Source organism: Halomonas sp. E14 (genome assembly GCF_052568415.1).
The window spans coordinates 526401-547443 of record NZ_CP199423.1; the positions used below are offsets into that span (position 1 = coordinate 526401).

The 21043-nt window shown below is 65.3% G+C and carries 15 protein-coding genes; 13 read left to right on the forward strand and 2 right to left on the reverse strand.

Annotation, left to right across the window (positions count from 1 at the left end; translation table 11 throughout):
• Positions 1 to 84: 84 nt before the first annotated feature.
• From pilM to eno, 13 genes are all read left to right on the forward strand, one after another.
• The gene (gene pilM / locus ACT7B3_RS02405) at positions 85 to 1146 is read left to right on the forward strand and encodes a type IV pilus assembly protein PilM (RefSeq protein ID WP_444678505.1); all 1062 of its coding nucleotides are present in this window, start codon (positions 85 to 87) and stop codon (positions 1144 to 1146) included.
• A complete protein-coding gene (locus ACT7B3_RS02410; protein ID WP_445156731.1) occupies positions 1143 to 1718 on the forward strand; it encodes a PilN domain-containing protein in 576 nt (191 codons plus the stop codon). Before pilM ends, ACT7B3_RS02410 begins: the two co-directional genes overlap by 4 nt.
• Positions 1715 to 2338: a type 4a pilus biogenesis protein PilO gene (locus tag ACT7B3_RS02415; RefSeq protein ID WP_445156732.1), complete on the forward strand. Its 624-nt coding sequence runs from the start codon at positions 1715 to 1717 to the stop codon at positions 2336 to 2338. The genes ACT7B3_RS02410 and ACT7B3_RS02415 overlap by 4 nt, the downstream gene beginning before the upstream one ends.
• The gene (locus ACT7B3_RS02420; protein WP_445156733.1) at positions 2335 to 2856 is read left to right on the forward strand and encodes a pilus assembly protein PilP; all 522 of its coding nucleotides are present in this window, start codon (positions 2335 to 2337) and stop codon (positions 2854 to 2856) included. Before ACT7B3_RS02415 ends, ACT7B3_RS02420 begins: the two co-directional genes overlap by 4 nt.
• Before the next feature lie 70 nt (positions 2857 to 2926).
• A complete protein-coding gene (pilQ, locus tag ACT7B3_RS02425) occupies positions 2927 to 5038 on the forward strand; it encodes a type IV pilus secretin PilQ (RefSeq protein ID WP_445156734.1) in 2112 nt (703 codons plus the stop codon).
• Complete coding sequence (gene aroK / locus ACT7B3_RS02430; RefSeq protein WP_444678501.1) at positions 5038 to 5580, forward strand: shikimate kinase AroK; 543 nt, start codon at positions 5038 to 5040, stop codon at positions 5578 to 5580. Before pilQ ends, aroK begins: the two co-directional genes overlap by 1 nt.
• A 3-nt stretch (positions 5581 to 5583) precedes the next feature.
• Positions 5584 to 6696 carry a 3-dehydroquinate synthase gene (gene aroB, locus ACT7B3_RS02435; protein WP_445156735.1) on the forward strand — a complete coding sequence of 371 codons (1113 nt, stop codon included), beginning with the start codon at positions 5584 to 5586 and terminating at the stop codon, positions 6694 to 6696.
• A gap of 140 nt (positions 6697 to 6836) precedes the next feature.
• Positions 6837 to 7130: a hypothetical protein gene (locus ACT7B3_RS02440; protein WP_445156736.1), complete on the forward strand. Its 294-nt coding sequence runs from the start codon at positions 6837 to 6839 to the stop codon at positions 7128 to 7130.
• A 50-nt stretch (positions 7131 to 7180) separates the two neighbouring features.
• Complete coding sequence (gltB, locus tag ACT7B3_RS02445) at positions 7181 to 11632, forward strand: glutamate synthase large subunit (RefSeq protein WP_445156737.1); 4452 nt, start codon at positions 7181 to 7183, stop codon at positions 11630 to 11632.
• A gap of 23 nt (positions 11633 to 11655) precedes the next feature.
• On the forward strand, positions 11656 to 13077 hold the full coding sequence (locus ACT7B3_RS02450; RefSeq protein WP_445156738.1) for an FAD-dependent oxidoreductase: 1422 nt from the start codon (positions 11656 to 11658) through the stop codon (positions 13075 to 13077).
• 282 nt (positions 13078 to 13359) lie between these two features.
• Positions 13360 to 15015 (forward strand): CTP synthase, encoded by a 1656-nt coding sequence (locus tag ACT7B3_RS02455; RefSeq protein WP_444678497.1) that lies wholly within the window; start codon positions 13360 to 13362, stop codon positions 15013 to 15015.
• Between the two features lie 14 nt (positions 15016 to 15029).
• Positions 15030 to 15887 (forward strand): 3-deoxy-8-phosphooctulonate synthase, encoded by an 858-nt coding sequence (kdsA, locus tag ACT7B3_RS02460; protein ID WP_444679381.1) that lies wholly within the window; start codon positions 15030 to 15032, stop codon positions 15885 to 15887.
• Between the two features lie 52 nt (positions 15888 to 15939).
• Positions 15940 to 17232 (forward strand): phosphopyruvate hydratase, encoded by a 1293-nt coding sequence (gene eno, locus ACT7B3_RS02465; RefSeq protein WP_444678496.1) that lies wholly within the window; start codon positions 15940 to 15942, stop codon positions 17230 to 17232.
• Between the two features lie 627 nt (positions 17233 to 17859).
• Here eno and fdxA read toward each other — a convergent pair.
• The gene (gene fdxA / locus ACT7B3_RS02470; RefSeq protein ID WP_444678495.1) at positions 17860 to 18183 is read right to left on the reverse strand and encodes a ferredoxin FdxA; all 324 of its coding nucleotides are present in this window, start codon (positions 18181 to 18183) and stop codon (positions 17860 to 17862) included.
• A 168-nt stretch (positions 18184 to 18351) separates the two neighbouring features.
• Entirely contained in the window at positions 18352 to 20928 is a 2577-nt protein-coding gene (gene mutS / locus ACT7B3_RS02475) for a DNA mismatch repair protein MutS (protein ID WP_444678494.1), read from the reverse strand.
• Positions 20929 to 21043 lie beyond the last annotated feature (115 nt).

Sequence of the window (21043 nt, forward strand, 5' to 3'; positions counted from 1 at the left end):
TTGCCTAAGCCATATTGCGGGATACGGCTTAAGGCGCGACGATAACAAATAGAAACGCAGCGGATACGCAGGGACAACAACACAATGCGACTCAGACCCTCCCGCAAGGGGTTGATAGGTGTCGATATCACCTCGGCCACCGTCAAGCTCATCGAGCTTCGGCAGGCCGGCTCGCGGCACCAGGTCGACAGTTACGCCGTACGGCCGCTGCGCGAAGGTGCTGTGGTCGAGCGCAGAATCCGCGACATGGGCGAGGTGGTCGACGCTTTGCGGCGGGCGGTGGAAAGCGCCAAGCCGACCTCCAGGCTTGCCGTGGCAGCGGTGCCGGCGAGCGCCGCCATCACCAAGACCCTTACGTTGCCCGCCTCGCTCAACGACGAGGAGATCGAGGCCCGCATTCAGCTTGAATCAGACAAGCACATCCCTTTTCCGTTCAGCGAGGTGGCCTTCGATTTCCAGCGCCTGGGTCTCAACGCGCGCTATGGCGACCAGCAGGACGTGCTGCTCGTGGCCTGCCGCCAGCAGGATGTGAGTCAATTGACCGACGCCTTGCACCAAGCCGGCCTGACTCCTGCGGCGGTCGATGTCGAGACCTTTGCCATGGAGCGCGCCTTCACCGAGCTGCGGCGCCAATTGCCCCACGCCAGCGGCACGCAAGACGGTGTTGCCCTGGTGGATATCGGCGCCACCATGAACGCCTTCCATGTGCTGCATGGCGGACGCATCGTCTATAGCCGCGACACCGTTTTCGGCGGGCGCCAGCTGACCGAGGAGGTACGCGTGCGCTATGGCCTCACGCTGGAGGAGGCGGGGCTGGCTAAGAAGCGCGGCGGGTTGCCGGAGGACTACCACACCAGCGTGCTGGGGCCTTTCGTCGACTCCCTGGTGCAGCAGGTGGGGCGCTCGCTGCAGCTTTACTATACCGCCGGGCGCAAGCAGGAGGTGCGCCGCATGCTGCTGGGCGGCGGTTGCAGCGTACTGCCTGGCCTGAAGGAGCGGCTGGCGCAGGAGACCGGCATGGAAGTGGTGATCGCCAATCCCTTCCAGAACATGCGTATCAGCTCGCGAATCGATGTCCAGACGCTGGCCAGCGATGCCCCCGCCATGCTGACCGCCTGTGGCCTGGCCATGAGGGCGCCGTCATGACGATCGAAATCAACCTGCTGTCCTGGCGGGAGCGCAGGCGTGAGCGCCGCAGCCGACGTTTCTACCTGGCCGTCATTGCCTTTGCCCTGCTGGGCGCGGCCGGTGGCCTTGGTCTGACCTACCACGTCGACGATCGGCTCGATGCCCAGAAGAAGCGCAACGCCTTCATTCGCGAGCAGACCCAGCGGCTGGAGGGTGATATCCGCCTGATCGGTGAGACCGAATCCATCCAGCAGCGCATGTCGCGCCAGATCGAGGTCTTTAGCGACCTGCAGCAGGGGCGTTCGCTCACCGTGCTGGTATTGCGCGACCTGGCCGTCAGTCTGGTCGACGGCGTGCACTATACCCAGCTGAGCCGCCAGGGCGACCAGCTGCACCTCTCGGGGCAGGCGGAAAGCAACCATCACGTGTCCGAGCAGTTGCGTAGCCTCGCCGCGGCGCCTGCCTTCGCTGAGCCGGTGCTTTCTGAGGTCGAGTCGGACGGCGGGCCGCGGCGTCGCTTCAGCCTCGGGATCAATCAACTGGTTCGGGCGAGTGAGCCGAGCGTGGCGGCTGGCGAGGAGGTGCCATGAACCTGCAAGCGGAAATCCGGCGTCTTCGTGAAGTGGACTGGCGATCGCTGGATCTCAAGGAGTCGGGCACCTGGCCGGTCCTGCTCCAGATGTTCTGCTGCGTGCTGGTGTTCGTGCTGTTGCTCGTTGCGACGCGCTGGTACCTGGTGGGCCCGAAGGTTGAAGAGCTGCAACGGGCCGAGGCCGAGGAGGCGCAGCTGCTGAGCGATTTTCGCAACCGGGCGGCCCAGGCGGCGCGCCTGCCCGACATGCTCGAGCAGATGGCGCATATCGAAACGCGCATGAGCGAAGTGATGGCGATGCTGCCCTCGGGAGCCGAGATCCCCGCCCTGCTCGACAGTATCAGCGAGCTTGCGCTGGACCAGCACCTGAGCATCGACTTCATTCGGCTGCGCAGCACCGTTGCACAGGATTTTTACATCGAGCGGCCTTTCGATATTCAGGTGGAGGGGGATTACCACCATATCGCCGGCTTCCTCGCCGGAATCGCGGCGTTGCCAAGAATCGTCACGCTGCATGATTTCACCCTTGTGCCCGCAGAAGACGGCGGCCGCCTCAGGCTCTCCATGCTGGCACGCACCTATAGCTACCGCGCGGCGAACGAGGAGGCCACTCCATGAGGCGTCTGGCCATCGTTATCGCCGCTGCGGCCCTCGGGCTGGCGGGCTGCGCCGATCCAGAGCTGGAGGCGCTCGACCGGCAGCTGGAAGAGATACGGCGCAATCCCGGCGGCATGGCCCGTATCGAGCTTCCCGAGGTACCGCGCTATGACGCCGTGCCGTACCGGGAGGGCAATCGCCGTAGCCCCTTCCGACAGGCGCTGCCCGAGCCGGAGGCCCAGGTGGCGCTGAACGGCGAGCTGGCACCCGATCACAACCGGCCGCGCGAACCGCTCGAAGCCTATGCCCTGGAAGACCTGGCGCTAGTCGGCCTGCTCAGCATTCGGGGGCAAACCTACGCCCTGGTCCGGTCGCCGGGAGGGGAGGTGCATCGATTGAGGACGGGCAGCTATCTGGGCAACAACCACGGTCGCATCGAGGAGGTATCGCAGCGCTCGATACGCCTCGTGGAGCTGGTGGCCACGGGGGGCGGCGGCTGGGTGGAGCGGCGTGTCCAATTGGCGCTGACCAACGAATAAGCGGGGCGATCGCAGCGGCGTACCCGGGCAAGGGGTGCACGCTATGCGTACCAGGCAGGGAAGGAAAACTATGACACACCTTTTACGCACCATGACGGGAATCTGCCTGCTGCTGGCCTCCGTGCAGGCACTGGCCAATACGGCACTGACGGCGCTCGACTTCCGCCAAGGTCAGGGCGGCGAACTGCAGGTGGACCTGACGTTCAGCCAGGGGGTGCCCGAGGTGCGCGGCTATCGCCTCGATGAACCGGCGCGCCTGTCGATCGACCTGATCGATGCCACGAACCAGCTGGAGCAGCGACGTATCGACCTCGGTATCGGCGGCGTCGAGCAGGTCACGGCGCTCGAGGCCGGCTCCCGCACCCGCCTGGTCTTCCACCTCGACGGCCCGCTGCCCTATGACACCGTGCAGCAGGGCAATCAGCTGCGCATTACCATTGGCGGCTCCCCTTTGGGCGTTGCCGCAGCGGCGAGCATCGAGCCCTCTGCCCCGCGTGTGGCGCTGCCGACAAGCCCGACGCTGCCGACGGTGACCGATATCGACTTTCGCCGCGGCGAAGGCGGCGCCGGGCGGGTCATCCTCACCTTCGACCGGGCCGGGGTCGACGCGCGGGTGCGCGAAGCGGGGCGCGGCCGCATCGTGGCGGAGCTAGTCGGGGTGGAGCTTCCTGAGGCACATAACCAGGTGCTCGATGTCACGGATTTCGGCACGCCGCTGCGGCGCATCACGCCGCGGGCCGGGCGCGACGGCGTGACCTTCGAGATCGAAGGCAGCGGTGAATTCGCCATGGTCTCGACCCAAAGCGGTCGCCAGCTGACCATTGAGGCGCAGCCGATCACCCCGCAGCAGCGCGAAGAGCGCGTGCGTCAGCAGTTTCCCTATAGCGGCGAGCGGATCACGCTGAACTTCCAGGATATCGAAGTGCGCTCGGTGCTGGCGATCATCGCCGACTTCACCGGCCTGAACCTAGTGGCCAGCGACAGCGTGACGGGGCGCGTCACCCTCAACCTGCAGGACGTGCCCTGGGACCAGGCGCTCGACCTGGTGCTCAAAAGCCATGGGCTGGCCAGCCGGCAGGAGGGCAACGTCATTGTCGTGGCGCCGGCCAGTGAGCTGGCCAGCATCGAGCGCCAGGCGCTCGAGGCCAGGACCCAGATCGAGACGCTGGCACCCCTGGTCACCGAATATGTGGAGGTGAGGTACGCGCGGGCCGAAGAGCTGGCGGCACTGCTGCGCGGCGCCGACGGCTTCGGCCTGCTCACCGAGCGCGGCCGGGTGGCCGTCGATCCGCGCACCAACATGCTGCTGATACAGGATACCGCCGAGCAGATCCAGGAGATCCTGCGTACCCTGGACCGGCTCGACGTGGCGGTGCGCCAGGTGCAGATCGAGGCGCGCATCGTGGTGGCGCGAGACGGGGTGGCGCAGCAGCTTGGCGTCAACTGGGGGGCGTCATCGCGGGGCAGCAGCCGGCTCAACCTGGGGGGGGCCTCAAGCGGCTCGCCCGTTGCTGTGTATGGAGATGACTTCACTGGGCAGCGCGATTCCCGCGGGCAGTTAATCGCCGGTAGTCTGACTGGCAATCAATATCAGCGGGGTGGTCTGGCCGTCGATCTGGGCAGCGCCAACCCCATGACCAGCTTCGGCTTCGGCTACCTGTCGGGCGATATCCTGCTTGACCTGGAGCTGCGTGCGCTGGAGAGCGAGAGCAAGAGCCAGACCATCTCGCAGCCCAGGGTGATCACCGCCAACCAGCGTACGGCGGTGATCAAGCAGGGCCAGGAGCGGGCCTACACCGCCCAGTCGGGCGATACGCTGAACACCGAGTTCAAGGAGGCGGTGCTGTCGCTAGAGGTGACGCCGCAGATTACTCCGGACAACCGCATCATCATGGACCTGATGATCACCAACGACAGCTTCCAGAATGTTCCGCGCGGTGAAGAGCCGGCCATCGACACCAACAGCATCGAGACCCAGGTGCTGGCGGACAACGGCGAGACGGTGGTGCTGGGCGGTATCCTCACCACCGAGCAGATCAGCCGCCTGGCCAAGACGCCCTTCTTCGGCGACCTGCCTGTGCTGGGCAGGCTTTTCCGGTACAATGAGAGCAGTAATGAAAAGGTGGAGCTGCTCATCTTCATCACTCCACGGATAATCGAAGACGGCCTGGCGATTCGCTGATGCAGGACTTGCCCAACCTTATCCTTGTCGGCCCCATGGGGGCCGGCAAGAGCACCATCGGCCGCCTTCTGGCGGCCGAGTTGTCACGCGATTTCTACGACACCGACCATGAGATCCAGGCGCGCTGCGGTGCCGACATCCCCTGGATCTTCGACGTAGAGGGCGAGGCCGGCTTTCGTCAGCGCGAAGAGCAGATGATCGAGGAGCTGACCGAGCTCGACGGGGTGGTGATTGCCACCGGCGGCGGCGCGGTGCTGCGCGAGGAGAACCGTCGCCGCCTGCGCGAGCGGGGCACCGTCATCTACCTGTTTACCACCGTCGAGCAGCAGCTCAAGCGCGTCGCCAAGGACCGCAACCGCCCGCTGCTGCAGCGCCCCGACCGCGAGCAGGTGCTGCGCGAGATGTTCGCCCTGCGCGATCCGCTGTATCGCGCCACGGCGGATGTCGTGGTGCGTACCGACCGGCGCAGCCCGCGCGCCGTCGTCAACGATATCGTGCGTCGCGTGCAGCGGCTGACCGATCCCCTACAAGCGAAGGTCTGACCCATGTCACAGAGCGAAACTTCCTCGGCCCGGCGCAGCCTGCAGGTGGCGCTGGGCGAGCGCAGCTATCCCATCCACATTGGCGCCGGCCTGCTCGGCGATGCCGGCTGCCTGGCGCCCTACCTGGCCGGCCGCCAGGTGATGATCGTGACCAACGAGACGGTGGCGCCGCTGTACCTGGAAACCCTGCGTCGCGGCTTGTCGTCCGATCTTGAGGTGCGCGAGCTGGTGCTGCCCGACGGCGAGGCGACCAAGACCCTGTCCAGCGTCGAGCGTATCTGGAATGCCTTGCTGGAAGCCGGCTTCAACCGCCGCTGCACGCTGATTGCCCTGGGGGGCGGCGTGATCGGCGACATGGTCGGCTTCGCCGCCGCCTGCTACCAGCGCGGCGTGGCCTTCATCCAGGTGCCCACCACCCTGCTCTCGCAGGTGGATTCGTCGGTGGGTGGCAAGACCGGCGTCAACCATCCGCTGGGCAAGAACATGATCGGCGCCTTCTGGCAGCCGCGGGCGGTGCTGATCGATACCGATACGCTGAAGACGCTGCCGCCCAAAGAGCTGTCGGCGGGGCTGGCCGAGGTGATCAAGTACGGCCTGATCCGCGATGCCGAGTTCCTGGCCTGGCTGGAAGCCGAAATGTCCGCGCTGAGGGGGCTTGATCCCGCGGCGCTGGCCTGGGCCATCGAGCGCAGCTGCGCCCTCAAGGCTGAGATCGTCGCCGAAGACGAGACCGAGCAGGGGGTGCGTGCGCTGCTCAACCTGGGCCACACCTTCGGCCATGCCATCGAGGCGCACCAGGGTTACGGCAGCTGGCTGCACGGCGAGGCGGTGGGGACCGGCATGATGATGGCGGCTGAGCTCTCGCACCGCCTTGGCTGGCTGGCCCAGGCGGAGGTCGAGCGTGCAGCGGCCATTATTGCCGCTGCGGGCCTGCCTCTGGCGGCTCCGGCCGCCATGGGTGTCGAGGACTTCCTGGCCCGGATGCGGCTGGACAAAAAGAACGTTGACCAGCGCCTGCGCCTGATCCTGCTCCAGGCGCTGGGTCAGGCGGTGGTGTACGACGAGACGCCACCTACGCTGCTCGACGAGCTGTTGGAGAGCTTCCCTAGGGCGTAAGTTCGCTAGCCCTGACGGGGCGCACCTGTCCCAGCAAAAGAGAGGCCGTGCGGAGAGATCCGCGCGGCCTTTCTTGTGGAGTGTGCAAAGCGCTGCTGGGCTGGCTGTCTTGTGGTCGCCGCCCTTGGAGCGGTTTCGGCATGAATCCGTATGCCTCATGCGTTATCGGCATGGGTAAAAACGACAATTTTAGACTAAAGTCTAATGCCTTGGTTTTGCCGTTTGAAAAACGTTTATGCGATCCGCAAGTGCTTGAACTATTGGTTGTTTTTGTTTGGCGCGGGTTGGCAAGTTGCGGATTTGACGAGAGTTTTAGGTGGGTGTGGCGATGCGGGCAATTGCACGTCGAGGGCGGAAGTGTCTATGCTGGGCGTCCTTTTCTCGCAACGGCAGCAGGCTGCTTATGCGGCCATAACAAAAAGAAAACCGATTAAAATATATAACTGCTGTCGCTTGGTCAATAGACATTCTTTGAGGCACGCCCATGAACCAAGGCCTACACCACCCCGGCGAGTTTCGTGACAACTGCGGCTTCGGCCTGATCGCCCATATGGAAGGGCAGGCCAGCCACGACCTGCTGCGCACCGCCATCGAATCCCTCACCTGCATGACGCATCGCGGCGGTATCGCCGCCGATGGCAAGACTGGCGATGGCTGTGGCCTGTTGCTGAAGATGCCCGAGGCCTTCATGCGCGAAGTGGCCGCCGAGGCGCTGGACGTCGAACTTGGCGATCGATTCGCCGTGGGTGCGGTATTCCTGCCCGACGACGACGCCAAGGAAGCGCGCGCGCGCGGCATTCTAGAGGGCGAGCTGCGTGCCTGCGGCCTGGTGATCCGGGGCTGGCGAGACGTGCCGGTGGACCCCGCCTACTGTGGCCCCATCGCACGAGCCTGCCTGCCGCGCATCCGCCACCTGTTCGTCGAGCCGGGCAAGCTGGGCGACCCCGAGCGCTTCGATGTCGACCTGTTCATGGCGCGCCGCCGCGCAGAACAGATGCTGCGTGACGAGCCGGATTTCTACGTCTGTTCGCTCTCCACCCAGGTCATCTCCTACAAGGGTCTGATGATGCCGGTGGATCTGCCGACCTTCTTCAAGGATCTTGGCGACGAGCGGCTGCACACCGCGATCTGCGTCTTCCATCAGCGCTTCTCCACCAACACCGCGCCGCGCTGGCCGCTGGCCCAGCCGTTCCGTCTGCTCGCCCACAATGGCGAGATCAACACCATCGAGGCCAACCGCAGCTGGGCCAACTCACGCAAGGCGAACTTCGTCAACGAGCGGCTGCCCGACATCGCCGAGCTCGACGAGATCGTCAACACCGTGGGCTCCGACTCCTCCAGCATGGACAACATGCTCGAAGTGCTGCTGATGGGCGGCATGGAGTTGCATCGCGCGGTGCGCATGATGGTGCCGCCGGCGTGGCAGAACGTTGAAACCATGAGCGGGGAGCTGCGCGCCTTCTACGAATACAACTCCATGCACATGGAGCCGTGGGATGGGCCCGCCGGGGTGGTCATGACAGATGGTCGCCAGGCGATCTGCATGCTCGACCGCAACGGCCTGCGTCCGGCGCGCTGGGTGATCACCAAGAACGGCTACATCACCCTGGCGTCGGAGATCGGTACCTATGGCTACAAGCCCGAGGACGTGGTAGCCAAGGGGCGCGTCGGGCCCGGCCAGATCCTTGCCGTGGATACCCAGACCGGCGAGGTGCTACATACCGCGGACATCGATGAGCGGCTCAAGTCCGCCTATCCCTACAAGCGCTGGCTGAAGGAGGAGGCGCACTACCTGGAGTCGGCGCTGACCGAGCTGGCCAGCTTCCAGAACATGGACGCCGACGAGGTCAAGGCGTGGCAGAAGATGTTCCAGGTCACCTTCGAGGAGCGCGACCAGGTGCTGCGCCCGCTGGCCGAAAGCGGCCAGGAGGCGGTCGGTTCCATGGGTGACGACACGCCCATGGCGGTGCTCTCGCGCCGCAGCCGCCTGCTCACCGACTTCTTCCGCCAGAAGTTCGCCCAGGTCACCAACCCGCCCATCGACCCGCTGCGCGAAGCGATCGTGATGTCGCTGGAAACCTGCATCGGCGCCGAGCTCAACGTGTTCAAGGCCACGCCCGAGCACGCCCACCGGATCATCCTGACCACGCCGGTGCTGTCGCCGCGCAAGTTCACCGCGCTGCTCGAGCAGGACGATCCCGCGTTCTGCCATGAGCGCCTGAGCCTGGGCTACGACCCGGAGCAGATGGGGCTCAAGGCAGCTATCGTTGAACTGTGCCGCCAGGCCGAGGCGGCGGTGCGCGACGGCAAGGTAATCATGGTGCTTTCCGATGCCGAACTGCCCCAGGGCCAGCTGCCGATTCATGCGGCGCTGGCGGTAGGGGCGGTGCACCACCATCTCAGCAAGCTGGCCCTGCGCCCGCGTGCCAACATCGTGGTGGAGACCGGCTACGCCCGCGACGCCCACCAGATGGCGGTGCTGTTCGGCGTGGGAGCCACCGCGGTGTTCCCGTGGCTGGCCTATCAGGTGATGGCCGACATGCACCGCACCGGCGAGCTGACCGGCAACCCGGCCGATGCCCGCGAGAACTATCGCAAGGGCATGCAGAAGGGGCTCTACAAGATCCTCTCCAAGATGGGCATCTCGACCCTGGCTTCCTATCGCGGTTCGCAGCTGTTCGAAGCGGTGGGGCTGTCGTCGGAAGTGGTCGAGCTGTGCTTCACCGGCATGGCCTCGCGCATCGAGGGCACCGGCTTCAGCGAACTGCAGCTGCAGCAGGAGTGGCTGGCCCGCGATGCCTGGACGCCGCGCAAGGGCATCAACCAGGGCGGCCTGCTCAAGTACGTGCACGATCACGAGTACCACGCCTACAACCCCGATGTGGTGAAGGCGCTGCAGGAGGCCGTGCAGGAGGGCGACTATCGGAAGTGGAAGAAGTTTGCCGGACTGGTCAATGAGCGCCCAGTGGCTACCATCCGCGACCTGCTGAAGCTCAAGGTCTCCGAGACACCGCTGCCGCTCGAGGAAGTAGAGTCCATCGACGAGCTGATCCCGCGCTTCGACAGTGCCGGGATGTCCCTTGGCGCGCTGTCGCCCGAGGCCCACGAGGCGCTGGCCCAGGCCATGAACGAAGCCGGCGGGCGCTCCAACTCCGGCGAGGGCGGCGAGGATCCGGCGCGCTACGGCACCATTCGCAGCTCCAAGATCAAGCAGATCGCCTCCGGGCGCTTCGGCGTCACCCCGGCCTACCTGGTCAACGCCGAGGTGCTGCAGATCAAGGTGGCCCAGGGCGCCAAGCCCGGCGAGGGCGGCCAGCTGCCCGGCGGCAAGGTCAACGCACTGATCGCCCGGCTGCGCTACTCGGTGCCCGGCGTGACGCTGATCTCGCCGCCGCCGCATCACGACATCTACTCCATCGAGGACCTGGCGCAGCTGATCTTCGACCTCAAGCAGGTCAATCCGGAGGCGCAGGTGTCGGTGAAGCTGGTCTCCGAGCCCGGCATCGGCACCATCGCCACCGGCGTGGCCAAGGCCTACGCCGACCTGATCACCGTGTCGGGCTACGACGGCGGTACCGCAGCGAGCCCGCTGACCTCGATCAAGCATGCCGGCTCGCCGTGGGAGCTGGGGCTGCCCGAGGTGCACCAGGCGCTGCGCATCAACGGTCTGCGCGACAAGATCCGCCTGCAGACCGACGGCGGCCTGAAGACCGGCCTCGACGTGGTCAAGGCAGCCATACTGGGCGCCGAGAGCTTTGGCTTCGGCACCGCGCCGATGGTGGCGCTGGGCTGCAAGTACCTGCGCATTTGTCACCTCAACAACTGCGCCACCGGGGTGGCCACCCAGCACCAGTATCTGCGCGACGAGCATTTCCGCGGCACCGTGGACATGGTCAAGAACTACTTCCGCTTCATCGCCGAAGAGGTGCGCGAGCTGCTGGCGCTGATGGGCGTGCGCAAGCTGACCGACCTGATCGGTCGCACCGACCTGCTCGAGGTGCTGGAGGGCGAGACCGCCTCCCAGCGCAGGCTCGACCTGACGCCGCTGCTGGCCAATGACTTCGTGCCGGCCGATGCACCGCAATTCTGCCAGGTCAGCCGCAACGTGCCGCATGACCCGGGTACCAAGAACCAGGAGGTGCTGGCCACCATCGAGAAGGCGATTGCCGACAAGAGCGGCGGTGAATTCCACTTTACCCTCACCAACTGCGACCGCTCGGTGCCGGCGCTCTCTTCCGGCGCGGTAGCCAAGCACTATGGCGAAGCCGGCCTCGAGGATGCGCCGATCACGCTGCGTTTCACCGGGGTGGCCGGGCAGAGCTTCGGCGTGTGGAACGCCCGCGGCCTCAACCTCTATCTGGAAGGTGATGCCAACGACTACGTCGGCAAGGGCATGAACGGCGGCAAGGTGGTACTGGTACCGCCGCGTGGCAGCCGCTTCGAGAGCCATAAGACGGCGATCATCGGCAACACCTGCCTGTACGGCGCCACCGGCGGCAAGCTGTTCGCCGCCGGTACCGCGGGCGAGCGCTTCGCCGTGCGCAACTCCGGCGCCCACGCGGTGATCGAAGGGGCCGGCGACCACTGCTGCGAATATATGACCGGCGGCCTGATCTGCGTGCTCGGCGAGACCGGCGTCAACTTCGGCGCCGGCATGACCGGCGGCTTCGCCTACGTGCTCGACGAGGATCGCTCCTTCGTCGATCGCTACAACCATGAGCTGGTGGAGATCCACCGAGTCAACACCGAGGCCATGGAGGCCTATCGGCGTCACTTGCGGGAGATCATCGAAGAGTTCGTGGCCGAGACGGGCTCTGCCCGCGGGCGCGAGATTCTCGACGACTTCAGCGACTTCGTCCGCCATTTCTGGCTGGTTAAGCCCAAGGCAGCGAGCCTGAACAGCCTGCTTGACGAATCGCGCAGACGCCCCGAGTGAGCCGGATTCCAGGAGATACACCGATGGCCAACCGTTTGACCAGAAATGACTTCCAGTTCATCGACGTGGGTCGCCAGGACCCGCAGAAGAAGGACGCCCGGACTCGCTCGCGCGAGTTCGCCGAGATCTACGAGCCGTTCAAGCCCCAGGAGGCGGCCAGCCAGTCGCACCGCTGCCTGCACTGCGGCAATCCGTACTGCGAGTGGAAGTGCCCGGTGCACAATTACATTCCCAACTGGCTGCAGCTGGTGGCCGAGGGCAACATCCTCGAGGCGGCGGAGCTGTCGCACAAGACCAACTCGCTGCCCGAGGTGTGCGGCCGGGTGTGCCCCCAGGACCGCCTGTGCGAGGGCGCCTGTACCCTCAACGACGGCTTCGGCGCGGTAACCATCGGCTCGGTGGAGAAGTACATCACCGACACCGCCTTCGCCATGGGCTGGCGCCCCGACATGTCCCAGGTGACCTGGACCGACAAGAAGGTCGCCATCGTCGGTGCCGGCCCCGCGGGGCTGGGTTGCGCCGACATCCTGGTGCGCAACGGCGTACGCCCGGTGATCTACGATCGCTATCCCGAGATCGGCGGCCTGCTGACCTTCGGCATCCCCGAATTCAAGCTCGACAAATCGGTCATGGAGCGGCGCCGTGCGGTCTTCGAAGAGATGGGCATCGAGTTTCGCCTGGGCGTCGAGATCGGCAAGGATATTCCCTTCGAAAAGCTGCTCGAGCAGTACGACGCGGTGTTCCTCGGCATGGGCACCTACAAGTACATGACCGGCGGCTTCCCCGGCGAGGACCTGCCCGGCGTGCACAAGGCGCTTGACTACCTGATCGCCAACGTCAACCACTGCCTCGGTTTCGAGAAGAATCCGGCCGACTTCGTCTCGCTGGAAGGTCAAAGGGTAGTGGTGCTGGGCGGTGGCGACACCGCCATGGACTGCAACCGCACGGCGATTCGTCAGGGCGCGGCCACGGTGACCTGTGCCTATCGTCGCGACGAGGAGAACATGCCCGGCTCCAAGCGCGAGGTGGCCAATGCCCGCGAGGAGGGCGTCGAGTTCCTGTTCAACCGCCAGCCGGTGGCGGTGGTGGGCGAAGACAAGGTCGAGGGCGTGAAGGTGGTGCGTACCCGCCTGGGCGAGCCCGACGAGAACGGTCGCCGTCGCCCCGAGGTGGTGCCCGGCTCCGAGGAGATCCTGCCCGCCGACGCGGTGGTCATCGCCTTCGGCTTCCAGCCGAGCCCGGCGCCCTGGTTCGATCAGTTCGGCATCGAGCTCGACGAGCGTGACCGTGTGGTGGCTCCCGAGAAGGGCACCTACCCCTTCCAGACCACCAACGAGAAAATCTTCGCCGGCGGCGACATGGTGCGCGGCTCCGACCTGGTGGTCACCGCCGTGTTCGAGGGCCGTCAGGCCGCCGAGGGTATCCTCGACTACCTGAAGGTTTGAGGCTCTGCTGATGTGGGGCGGGCCTATGGCGGCCCGCCATCGCGGCTACCCCGTCGGCAGGCGGGGGCGCCGTTAATACATCCCTGTACGCTACCGATTCCTTCCCTGGAATCGGACCCCCGCTGAGACCTGCCCGCGGCGCCGCTCATCTTCACAGGCTGGCGCTTGTTTGAGGGCTGCGGTCGGCCAAAATTGAGCCATTGGTCGCAATCTGCTACGCTGTCGTCCCATCCTGGCGCGGCTTTCTGTCGTGCCTCATGATCACGTTTCGACAGGTTCTCCATGACACGATATATCTTCGTGACCGGCGGCGTTGTGTCCTCACTTGGCAAGGGCATCGCGTCGGCCTCGCTGGCGGCGATTCTCGAGGCGCGCGGCCTCAAGGTCACCATGCTCAAGCTCGATCCCTACATCAACGTGGATCCGGGCACCATGAGCCCCTTCCAGCACGGCGAGGTGTTCGTCACCGAAGATGGCGCCGAGACCGACCTCGACCTGGGCCACTACGAGCGCTTCATCCGCACCAAGATGACCCAGGGCAACAACTTCACCACCGGCCGCGTCTACGAGCACGTGCTGCGCCGCGAGCGCCGCGGCGACTACCTGGGTGGCACCGTGCAGGTGATCCCGCACATCACCGACGAGATCAAGCGCCGCGTGTATGCCGGCGGCGAGGGCTTCGACGTGGCGCTGGTGGAGATCGGCGGCACCGTGGGCGACATCGAGTCGCTGCCGTTCCTCGAGTCGATCCGCCAGATCAGAAGCGAGCTGGGCGCCAGCCGGGCGATCTTCATGCACCTGACTCTGGTGCCCTACATCAAGACCGCCGGCGAGACCAAGACCAAGCCGACCCAGCACAGCGTCAAGGAGCTGCGCTCCATCGGTATCCAGCCCGACATCCTGATCTGCAGAAGTGAAGTCGAGCTGGAGGAGACCGAGCGGCGCAAGATTGCGCTGTTCACCAACGTCGAAGAGCGCGCCGTGGTGCCGCTGCAGGATGCCGACACCATCTACCGCATTCCGCTGATGCTCCACGAGCACGGCCTTGACGAGATCGTCTGCGACAAGCTGCGCCTCGAGGCCGACGAGGCCGACCTCACCGAGTGGGTGCACGTGCTCGATGCCAAGCTCAACCCGCTCAAGTCGATCAACATCGCCATGGTCGGCAAGTACATGGAGCTGCTCGACGCCTACAAGTCGCTCAACGAGGCGCTGATCCACGCCGGCATCCAGACCCGGGTCAAGGTCAACGTGGACTACATCGACTCCGAGATCATCGAGCGCCAGGGCACCGAGCGCCTGGCTGGCAAGGACGCGATCCTGGTGCCCGGCGGGTTCGGCGAGCGCGGCGTGGAAGGCAAGATCGAGACCGCCCGTTTCGCCCGCGAGAACGGCATCCCCTACCTCGGCATCTGCCTCGGCATGCAGGTGGCGGTGATCGAATTCGCCCGTCACGTGGCCGGTTGGGAAGACGCCAACTCCACCGAGTTCACCCACGACACCCAGCACCCGGTGGTCGGCCTGATCACCGAATGGATCAACGCCGAGGGCAAGATCGAGCTGCGCGATGCGGCCTCCGACCTGGGCGGCACCATGCGCCTGGGCGGCCAGGTCTGTCGTCTCGCCCCCGGCAGTAAGGCGCGTGAGGCCTACGGCAACGACGAGATCGTCGAGCGTCACCGCCATCGCTTCGAGGTCAACAACCAGTTCGTCGAGCAGCTCGAGCAGGCCGGCCTGGTAGTGTCGGGCAAGAGTGTGGACAACTCGCTGGTGGAGATGATCGAGCTGCCCGACCACCCCTGGTTCGTGGCCTGTCAGTTCCATCCCGAGTTCACTTCCACGCCGCGCGACGGCCATCCGCTGTTCACCGGCTTCGTCAACGCGGCGCTGGAGCACAAGGCGGCGCGCACCCGCGCGCTCTCCTCGCACCAGGAATGAGGCCCGTGTCTGCCATGATCCCGTCCACGCCCGAACGCCATCTTTCCTTTGCCGGCCTCACCGCCGGCAATTCTTTGCCGCTGATGCTGCTCGGCGGCATGAACGTGCTGGAGTCCCGTGAGCTGGCCCTCGAGGTGGCCGAGACCTATGTCGAGGTGACCGGTCGGCTCGGCATGCCCTATGTGTTCAAGGCCAGCTTCGACAAGGCCAACCGTAGCTCCATCCACTCCTTCCGCGGTCCCGGCCTGGAGAAGGGGCTGGAGATACTGGCTGAGATCAAGCAGCGCTTCGGCGTGCCGGTCATCACCGACGTGCACGAACCATGGCAGGCCGAGCCGGTGGCCGAGGTGGCCGACATCATCCAGCTGCCCGCCTTCCTGGCCCGCCAGACCGACCTGGTGGTGGCCATGGCCAAAACCGGTGCGGTGATCAACATCAAGAAGCCGCAGTTCCTGGCGCCCCACGAGATGCGTCATATCATTCGCAAATGCGAAGAGGCGGGTAACGATCGCGTGTTGCTTTGCGAGCGTGGCTCAAGCTTCGGGTATAATAATTTGGTGGTCGATATGCTCGGTTTCGGTGACATGAAGCAGACAGGCTGCCCTGTCTTTTTCGATGTCACGCACGCCCTGCAGCGCCCGGGCGGGCGTGCCGACAGTGCCGGCGGACGCCGCCAGCAGGTCGCTGAGCTGGCACGTGCCGGGGTGGCGGTGGGGCTGGCGGGGCTCTTCCTCGAGGCCCATCCGGACCCGGACAGCGCTCTGTGCGACGGTCCCTGCGCCCTGCCGCTGGATCAGCTCGAGCCGTTCTTGGCCCAGTTGAAGGCTCTGGACGAACTGGTCAAGGGTTTCCCGGCGCTGACGATCACCTGAACGGCCCCACCGACGATTCAAACAACGCTGACTCAATAAAAGGACGACTGAGATGACCAAGATTGTCGAAATCCGCGCCCTCGAAGTGCTCGATTCCCGCGGCAACCCCACCGTGCAGGCCGAAGTGCGCCTGGAAAGCGGTGCCGTGGGCGTGGCCTGTGCGCCGAGCGGTGCCTCCACTGGCTCCCGTGAGGCCCTGGAGCTGCGTGACGGTGATAAGTCCCGCTACCTGGGCAAGGGTGTACTGAAGGCGGTAGAGGCGGTCAATGGTGCCATCCGCGAGCGTCTGGTCGGCATGGATGCCCGCGATCAGCGCGGCCTCGACAATGCGATGCTTGAGCTCGACGGTACCGACAACAAGGCCAAGCTGGGCGCCAATGCCATCCTCGCCGTGTCACTGGCGGCGGCCAAGGCGGCGGCCAACGCCAAAGGCATGCCGCTGTACGCCCACATCGCCGAACTCTACGGCCAGCCGGGCCAGTACCGCATGCCGGTGCCGATGATGAACATCCTCAACGGCGGCGAGCATGCCGACAACAACGTCGACATTCAGGAGTTCATGGTGCAGCCGGTGGGTGCCGCGAACTTCCGCGAGGCCCTGCGGGTCGGCGCCGAGATCTTCCACGCGCTGAAGAAGGTGCTGTCGGCCAGGGGCCTCTCCACCGCCGTGGGCGACGAGGGCGGCTTCGCGCCCAACCTGGAGTCCAACGCCGAGGCGCTCGCCGTGATCAAGCAGGCCGTCGCCGATGCCGGCTACGAGCTTGGCCGTGACGTGACCCTGGCGCTGGACTGCGCCTCCTCCGAGTTCTACCAGGACGGCCAGTACAACCTCTCCGGTGAGGGCAAGAGCTTCGATGCCAATGGCTTCGTCGACTACCTGGCCGAGCTGTGCGACCAGTACCCCATCGTCTCCATCGAAGACGGCATGGACGAGTCCGACTGGGGCGGCTGGAAGGCGCTGACCGACAAGCTCGGTGACAAGGTGCAGCTGGTCGGCGACGACCTGTTCGTCACCAATACCAAGATCCTCAAGCGCGGTATCGACGAGAAGATCGGCAACTCCATCCTGATCAAGTTCAATCAGATTGGCTCGCTCTCCGAGACGCTGGACGCCATCAAGATGGCCCAGGACGCCGGCTTCACCGCGGTGATCTCCCACCGCAGCGGCGAGACCGAGGACACCACCATCGCCGACCTGGCCGTAGGTACCTCGGCCGGTCAGATCAAGACCGGTTCGCTGTGCCGCTCCGACCGCGTGGCCAAGTACAACCGCCTGCTGGTGATCGAGCAAGAGCTCGGCGAACGTGTGGGCTACCCTGGCCGTGCTGCGATCAAGGGTCAGTAACGCTTCGCCCGGCAGGCGTAAAAGCCTCTTAAGTGAGTTTTGGCTACAAGTTTTGTAGGAAATCGCTGACACATTGGCGACGCAATTCGCTGGTGAAGCTGTCAGAAATGCCGATGCCTTGGGTATCGGCATTTTTTTATCCTATTGATAAATATTGGGTATTTTTCCTGTTCTTGATAAGCATCAGGTGAATATGTGTGCGTTTGGCTATTTTGCACGCTACGGCGCAAATGCCACAATGAAAACAGGAAAAGGCAGAGCGGGATGCTCGCCGGCAGGATGCAAACGGGATGCTCTAAGGCGTGCCTGGTGTGGCTGGAAGTCGCTCTCTGGGCAGGGAAGTCGCCACAGGAAATCGAACGGAGGGAACCGTTCAAGGAATTGCTGGGAGCCGGGCGGCCTGAGGGCCGCCTTTTTCATGCCTGTGTATTCGCATTCCGTTCGTCAGCCGTCAACTTAGCGCCTGACCTGTCGCGCCGGTTTTCAGCCCCCGTGTTTCAGCCTATGCCTTAGCCGGGGCCAGAAGCGGGAAATATAGGGGCGGGAGAAGTAGCAGGCAGGGCGCCGAAGGCGAACGGCCTGGGGCGCCTTGTTTGTGCAGGCAGGTGCTTCGTGCAGGTGGGAGCTTCAGCGCTCGAGATACTGCAGCTTGCCGGCCTTGCCGTCCCACTCCTGGGCGTCAGGCAGAGGGTCCTTTTTCTCCGCGATGTTGGGCCACACTTCGGACAGCTCCGCATTGATCGCGATGAAGGCCTCCTGGCCTTCCGGGAGCTCATCCTCAGAAAAGATCGCCTCGGCAGGGCATTCCGGTTCGCACAGGGCGCAGTCGATGCACTCGTCCGGGTGAATCACCAGGAAATTGGGGCCTTCGTAGAAGCAGTCCACCGGGCAGACCTCGACGCAATCGGTGTACTTGCACTTGATGCAGTTTTCGGTGACGACAAAGGTCATTGCCTGTCTCCCTCCTTGCGGCCGGGTACGTGGCATGCGATGCCCGGTCGGGTGTTGATGTATCTCTGATAGTCAATTTGGTTATAAAAAACTGTTTTTTTATAAAACCAATAGGCTAAACGCATCATTCTAGACATGGCGTTAGGCTTGAGCAAGCGGCTTTCACGATTAGAGTTGTTCCCGCCAGCGGTAGATCAGCGCCAGCGCTTGGCGGGGCGTCAGGTCATCCGGATCGAGCCCGGCCAACGCGTCCAGCAGCGGATGAGGCGTGCTGGCGAAGAGATCGCTCTGCATCGGCTTGGCAGCGCTTGTCGCCTGCGCACCGCCACGGTGACCCTGGTCGACCTCCTGCTGTTCGAGCTGCGTCAATTTATCGCGCGCCCGCGCTATCACCGATGAGGGAACCCCGGCCAGTTGGGCTACCTGAAGACCGTAGCTCTGGCTGGCGGGGCCTTCCTCCACCCGATGCATAAAGACGATGCCGTCACGGTGCTCGGCGGCAGTCAGGTGCACGTTGGCCACCGCCTCGGCCTGATCCGCCAGGGCAGTCATCTCGAAGTAGTGGGTGGCGAACAGGGTGAAGGCGCGGGTGCGCGTCAGGTGCTCGGCGCTGGCCCAGGCCAGCGACAGCCCGTCGAAGGTGCTGGTGCCGCGGCCGATCTCGTCCATCAGCACCAGGCTGTGGTCGGTGGCGTTATGCAGGATGTTCGCCGTTTCGGTCATCTCCACCATGAAGGTGGAACGGCCTCCGGCCAGGTCGTCCGACGAGCCGATGCGAGTAAAGATACGGTCCACCGGCCCGATGCACGCCTCGTCGGCGGGAACGAAGCTGCCGGTATGGGCAAGCAGCACGATCAGCGCCGCCTGGCGCATGAAGGTCGACTTGCCGCCCATGTTGGGCCCGGTGATGACCAGCATGCGACGCCGTTCGTCGAGCCGCAGGTCGTTGGGCACGAAGGGGGCGTCGCTGACATGCTCCACTACCGGGTGGCGCCCGCCACGGATCTCGATGCCTGCCAGCTCCTGCAGCCTTGGGCGCGAGAAACCGAGCGCCTGGGCGCGCTCGGCGAAGGCGGCCAGCACGTCCAGCGCGGCCAGGGCGCGGCCGGTGCCTTGCAGCGCTGTCAGCTCGCCGTTAAGCGCATCGAGCAGGCTGTCGTAGAGCAGCTTCTCGCGGGCCAGGGCGCGTGATTTAGCCGACAGCGCCTTGTCCTCGAACGCCTTGAGTTCGGGAATGATGAAGCGCTCGGCGTTCTTCAGCGTCTGGCGGCGTACATAATCGACCGGGGCCTCGCGAGCCTGGGCGCGAGGAATCTCGATATAGTAGCCGTGCACACGGTTGTAGCCCACCTTGAGCCCGGCCAGGCCGGTGCGCTCGCGCTCGCGGGTCTCGAGCTGTACCAGGTAGTCGCCGGCGTGTTCGGCGAGCCCGCGGTAGTCGTCCAGCTCGGCATCGAAGCCGTCGCGGATCACGCCGCCCTCGCGGATCACCACCGGCGGGTTGTCGTTGAGTCCGCGGCTGAGCATGTCGGCAAGCTCGGGGTAGGGGCGAATATGGTGTGCCAGCTCGTCGATGGCAGTGCCTTCGCTGTAGTCCTGCAGCTCGCGCTGGAGCTCCGGCAGGGCGAGCAGGGCGTCGCGCAGGCGGGCCAGGTCTCGCGGCCGGGCGCTGTAGAGCGCCACGCGGGCGAGGATGCGCTCGACGTCGCCGATCGCCTTGAGCAGCTCGCGCAGGGCAACGAAGCCCTCCTGCTCGAGCAGAAGGGCGACCGCCGCCTGGCGCCCCTCGACCTGGGTGCGGTCGCGCAGCGGCCGGTTGAGCCAGCGCTTGAGCAGCCGCGACCCCATGGCGGTGGCGGTGGTGTCGAGCACACTGGCCAGGGTGTTGTCGCTGCCGCCGCCGAGATTGATGTCGATCTCGAGATTGCGGCGGCTGGCGGCGTCGATCACCACGGCGTCATCGCGGTTTTCCACGCCCAGCGCGGTGACGTGGGGCAGGCGCGAGCGCTGAGTGTCGCGGGCATACTCCACCAGCACCCCGGCGGCGGTGAGAGCGGCCTCGAGATGGGCGCAGCCGAAGCCGCGCAGGTCCTGCACCTCGAACTGGTCGCACAGCAGCCGGGTGGCGGCGTCGAGATTGAACAGCCAGTCGCTCTGTCGCCGCACGCCCGGGCGGTTTTCCAATGCAGGCGGCAGCGACAGGCTTTCGGGCACCAGCAGTTCGGCGGGATCGAGGCGCTGCAGTTCGGCCAGCATGTCGCCCTCGCTCTCCACCTCGAGCACGCTGAAGCGCCCGCTTGAGAGCTCCAGCCAGGCGATGCCCCAGCAGTCGCCGGAAGGGTGCACGGCCACCAGCAGGTTGTCGCGACGGGCGTCGAGCAGCGCCTCGTCGTGGAGCGTGCCGGGAGTGACGATGCGCACCACCTTGCGCTCCACCGGCCCCTTGCTCGCCGCCGGGTCGCCTATCTGCTCGCAGATCGCCACCGATTCGCCGGCCTTGACCAGGCGCGCCAGGTAGCCTTCGGCGCTGTGGTAGGGCACGCCGGCCATGGGAATCGGCTTGCCGGCCGACTGACCGCGGCTTGTCAGGGTGATGTCGAGCAGGGCAGCGGCGCGCCTGGCGTCGTCGAAAAAGAGCTCATAGAAATCGCCCATCCGATAGAACAGCAGCACGTCGGGGTGCTCGCGCTTGATCTTGAGGTACTGGGCCATCATCGGCGTGGGCTGAGCGCTGGCCTGGGACATGGAATTCCTGTGCTGATCCGTCGACGTGGAGCCGGCCGGGAGCGTCTGAACGCCACGGCCTGCACATGAAGGGCAAAGGCGCTATTGTACCAAAACTTCTCGCGTAAGCGCGCCG